The following is a 5231-nucleotide window of genomic DNA, read 5'->3' on the forward strand; positions in this document are numbered from 1 at the left end:
CTGGTCGCTGGTCTCTGATTCGTTTAAAAACTGGAGCGGCATGTCGGCATCAGGTGGTCGGCGCATTAAACGCAGTATCAATATCGACGCCACCAGCATTCATTTTCTGGATGATGATGAAAAGCAGCAACTGTATAAAGCGCGCCTGCTGAAACCTTATCTGGAGACGCGCCATCAGGAGATTGATGAATGGAATCAACAACTGAATGCGCCGGAATCGGTATTGAACCATCGGCGGATGACCAATATTGGGACTTTTCGCGCCTACCTGAATGAATATCTGCGCAACCATCCGCGCATCCGCAAAGATATGACCTTAATGGTACGTCAACTGGCACCAGACGATCACGGTCTCCCCCTCGAAATTTATGCTTTTACCAACACCGTTGTCTGGCTGGAATATGAAAGCATTCAGGCCGATATTTTCGACCATATTTTTGCTGTCGTGGACGAGTTTGGATTGCGCATTCACCAGTCACCTACGGGCAACGATATTCGCTCGCTGGCGGGAGTATTTCAACGATAACGCAAAAGCGCCGATCTCATTACGCGAATGAGATCGGCTTCCTCTCAGCGTACTTTGCGAGAAAGTTTAAACGCAACAAACAGGAAGATGACCCATACCGGCAGCAACATGGCTGACAAACGCATGTCGTCGATGGTGCACATCAGCACAAGGATCATCGCCAGGAAGGCGATGCAGATATAGTTTCCTGCCGGGTAGAGCAACGCTTTGAACTGGGTATCGCGCCCTTTGCGACGCATCGCGGCACGAAAACGCAGATGCGCCAGACAAATCATGATCCAGTTCAGCAGCAGCGTCGCCACCACCAATGCCATCAGCAGACCGAAGGCCTCTTTCGGCAGCAGGTAGTTGATGAGCACCACCAGCGAAGTGATCGCGCCAGAGAGCAGTAGTGAATTCACCGGCACGCCACGACGGCTGACACGGGTCAGAAACTTCGGTGCATTGCCCTGGACTGACAGACCAAACAGCATACGGCTGTTGGAGTATACGCCGCTGTTATAAACCGACAAGGATGCCACCAGAATCACGAAGTTCAGCGCTGAAGCCACTACGTTACTGTTCAGATCGTGGAAGATCATCACGAACGGGCTGCTGTCGGATTTCACTTCCACCCACGGGTAGAGCGCCAGCAAAACCACCAGCGAACCGATGTAGAACAGCAGGATACGGTACACCACCTGATTAACCGCTTTCGGAATGCTTTTGTGCGGATCGCGCGCTTCCGCTGCGGTGATGCCGATAAGTTCCAGCCCACCGAAGGAGAACATGATCACCGCCAGCGACAGAATCAGCCCTTTCCAGCCCGTAGCCAGAAAACCACCATGCTGCCACAGGTTATCGATGGTCCCCCGCTCACCGCCATTCCCCGAGAACAGCAGCCATAAACCAAAGCCGATCATGCCGATGATCGCCAGCACTTTGATGAGCGCAAACCAGAATTCGGTTTCACCATACAGACGGACGTTCACCAGGTTGACAGCGTTAATGATGATAAAGAAGGACGCGGCCCATACCCAGGTGGGAACCTCGGGTAACCAGTACTGCATGTAGATACCAGCGGCCGTCAGTTCAGCCATCCCGACCAGCACAAACATAACCCAGTAGTTCCAGCCTGACAGGAAGCCCGCAAACGGTCCCCAGTATTTATAGGCAAAGTGAGCGAAGGAACCCGATACCGGCTCTTCGACAACCATTTCGCCAAGCTGGCGCATGATCAGAAAGGCAATAACCCCGGCGATGCCGTAACCCAGCAGCACCGCTGGACCCGCCATCTGAATCGCGGGCCCGATGCCGAGAAACAGCCCGGTACCAATCGCGCCACCCAGGGCGATTAATTGAATATGTCGATTTTGCAAACCACGTTGCAGCGTCGGACTCTGTTCCGACGACGCTTCAAAACGGCCGTTGCCTGAAGCGGATGACGCGTCTTTCACGCCCTACCCCTGTCTCTTTTTTAGAAGGGGCACGTTTTAACACTTCATGCTGGAGGTAGCAAGTTAAAGGCACTGGAATGGAGGGGGCATCCTTGCCCCTGATAACGAGGTGGAACTCAGAACTCGTAATCAACGGACACTTTAAAGCTTCGCGCTTCCCCCTGTGTGACGTACGTGCCGGAATCATCAACACTGGCCCAGTAGTTTTCGTTGGTAACGTTGTCGATGCCCGCGCGAACGGTCATCTGATTTTGGTTCTGGTTAAGCGCGAAGCGATAGCGCATACCCAGATCCAGAGTAGTGTAGCTGTCGAGCTTTTTGCTATTAGCCAGATCCGCATACTGAGAACCGGAATGGTTCACGCGCGCGGTAGCGGTCAGACCTTCAATCGGCTTGATGTCATACTCGGCACCCAGCACAGCGTAAAAATTCGGCACGCCGATCGCATCGTTACCCTGGTTCAAACCGTTGTTGGTTTTGGTCATCTCGGCTTGCAGCCAGGTGGCGCTGGCGTTCAGACGCATGCCCAGCATCGGTTCGCCGAAGACGTTCAGCTCAACGCCACGGTTACGCTGCTCGGCATCCAGACCATAATGTTTGGTTTCACTGTCAAGAATTGCCGATGGCATCTTGATCTCAAACAGCGCCAGCGAGCCGCCAACACGCCCGAAGTCTACCTTCACGCCCACTTCATTCTGCTTAGAATGGACGATACCGGTGCTCTGACCATAGTTGGTTACCGTGTTGGGCGCTGTTTTACCCGGCTGTAACGCTTCGGTGTGGTTGGCATAGAAAGATATCTCTTCCCACGGCTTGTAGACGACGCCGTAAGTTGGCATCCAGCGGCTACCGTCAAAACCGTCGGCGGCGTTTTCCGCGCCGGTGATTTTGTCATAACCCCGAATCACCACTTTCTGATGACGTGCCCCGACGGTAAACAGCAGTGTGTCATCCAGCACGCCCAGCGTATCGCTCAGCAACCAGCCCTGAGTCCGGGTACGCCCGCTGGTCAACGGATCGCTGTAGTTACCGCCTTTACCATTCGAGTTAGTACTGGCCGGCGCGTCAACGCCACGGTTGTGATAGATGTTGGTATACGGGTTATCCGCCGCTTTAGACATTTTCCACGCGATTTTTTCGTTTTTGCTTTGTGCCGAGTAGCCAACGTTCACCTTGTGCGAGACAAAGCCCGTAGCGAAATTGCCGCGAATTCCCGCCATGCCGCTGACCGTGTCGCTGATACGGTTGGTATCAAGACGACTGGCGGTGGCCGTCCCGCTCTTATCCAGCAGTTTCGGCGCGCTGTAGAGACCTTCCTCGTGCGCGTGCTGAGCGCCAAGTGCTGTGTAGGCAGTCCAGTTGTCAGTGATGTCGTATTCGCTACGCCACATGCCGAACTCGTTTTCAATGTCGCTATACGCCCATTTCTGCGAGAAGTTACGGTCATTTTTTGGCGGCGCGGGAACGAAATCGACCAGAGAAATGTTGACGCTGGTTGGGCTGCCGTGGAAGGTTTTTTTCTGATAACCCACGTCCAGTGAGGTGCGGAAGTTATCGCCTCTGTAGTCCAGACCGGTGGAGAGCAGCGTAGTACGACGGCGATCGTCCTGAATCCGGGTTTCGCCTTCACGGTGGACCAGATTCACCCGCGCACCAAACTGATCGTTGTCGCCAAAGCGACGACCGGCATCCAGCGTGGTGCCAATCTGTGAATCCGACGTGTAGTCCACGCCGACTTTAGCCTGCGGGATGTCGCCTGCATGTTTCGGTTCAAGGTTGATCATCCCGCCGACGGCAGAACTCGCGGCGCCGTTCATCAGGGCGTTTGCCCCTTTGAAGATTTCGATGCGATCCACCATCTGCGCATCCACCACCTGACGCGGTAGAACACCAGACAGCCCGCCAAAGGTCATATCATCGCCGTCAAATTTCAAACCACGAATGCGAAAGCTTTCCGCGCTGTTGCCGTAGCCCTGGACATACTGCACGCCCGCATCGTTTGCCACGACGTCGGCGATGGTTTTCGCCTGTTGATCTTCAACCAGTTTAGAGGTGTAGCTGATGACGTTGAACGGCACGTCCATCGCACTTTGTTGACCGAGCATGCCGAGTCTGCCGCCGTTGGCGACTTGTCCATCAAGAAACGCCGGCAGCGGCGTGTCGCCACCCGGTTTGAAATCATTTCGGGTTGTCGCCTGGACCACAATAGTGTCCTCCGCTTTTTTCGCGGTGTCTGCCGCCCAGGCCGAGCCAGAGATTGCGCCCATCGTCAGCGCCAGAATAGTTTTGGTGTTGTTCATGTGAATGCCATCAAAAAGAGTCAATGTGGCGGAGGACAACATCCGTCCCCCGACTGATTTTTATTATTTATTCAGCTCAATACGTACAACGCTGTCCGGCGCATCGGTTGAGTGGTCTTTATTAAATTTCTGTTTCACAGTGACATACAGCGTCTGGCCGTCAGCAGAGAGCAACAGGCTGTTTGGATTCGGCGGCAGGTCCCAGCTTTTTTTCACGCTGTAATCGCTCGCGTTGAGACTGAGCAGCTTCCCGGAATCACGCTGGGTGATGTAAATTTCGTTGCGTTTGGCGTTGAATGTCACCGCCAGAGAATCCCCAACGTCCAGTTGCTTCAGCACCTTGCCGGTGTGGATATCAAGCACCAGCGTGGTTTTCGCTTTGGCGTTATCGGTCACGAACAGACGTCCGGTTTGTGGGTCTTCCGCCATATTCAGCAACAGCGCCGGCTTGTCGCCCAGCGGCTTCCAGCGTTTCTCAACGTGCTGGTTACGCGGGTTGATTACCAGGATTTCACCACCGCCATTCGCGGCGTAGATGCGCTGGGTCGTTTCGGAGTAGTGCAGACCGGTCATCCATTTGCCCGTATTTTTAATGCGCGTTTTCAGCTTCAGCGTTTCGGCATCAACCACCCAGATCACCGCAGGATCGGCGACCGCGCCGATATACAGCAGGCCGTTATGCAGCAACACCTGACGAGCGCCATACGGGAAACCTTCCGCGTTCCGCTCCGGAAACAGGACGCGATTTTTAACTTTGCCATCCGCAGTGTTCAACGCGCTCAGGCCACCGTCGAGCGAGTTGGTGACGTACACCGTTTTGCCATCAGGCGAAATCGCCATACCAAAGTTTTTCAGATCCGTGTGGCTGCGACCGATCGTCTTTAGGGTTTTGGCATCCAGTTTGTAGATCACCCCGCCCTGAACATCTTTAATGCCTTCGGCACTGGCGACATACATCGCGTCCCCGGC

Annotated in this window: 3 protein-coding genes and 1 pseudogene; 1 reads left to right on the plus strand and 3 read right to left on the minus strand. The window is 54.4% G+C overall.

Annotated elements, in window-relative coordinates; all coding sequences use genetic code 11:
- Positions 1-526, plus strand: a pseudogene (locus AB7E14_RS20150) (miniconductance mechanosensitive channel); the annotation flags it as partial.
- A gap of 44 nt (positions 527-570) precedes the next feature.
- On the opposite strand, the gene pheP reads toward AB7E14_RS20150, so the two are convergent.
- The 3 genes from pheP to AB7E14_RS20165 all read right to left on the minus strand — a co-directional run.
- Positions 571-1962, minus strand: a complete 1392-nt coding sequence (gene pheP, locus AB7E14_RS20155) for a phenylalanine transporter (protein WP_316961928.1) — start codon at positions 1960-1962, stop codon at positions 571-573.
- 116 nt (positions 1963-2078) lie between these two features.
- On the minus strand, positions 2079-4262 hold the full coding sequence (locus AB7E14_RS20160; protein WP_316961929.1) for a TonB-dependent receptor: 2184 nt from the start codon (positions 4260-4262) through the stop codon (positions 2079-2081).
- A 63-nt stretch (positions 4263-4325) separates the two neighbouring features.
- Positions 4326-5231: PQQ-binding-like beta-propeller repeat protein (locus AB7E14_RS20165; RefSeq protein WP_428169856.1), on the minus strand; the 906-nt coding region annotated here is incomplete at its 5' end.

This window comes from Citrobacter sp., from assembly GCF_050252275.1.
Lineage (GTDB): Bacteria > Pseudomonadota > Gammaproteobacteria > Enterobacterales > Enterobacteriaceae > Citrobacter_A > Citrobacter_A amalonaticus.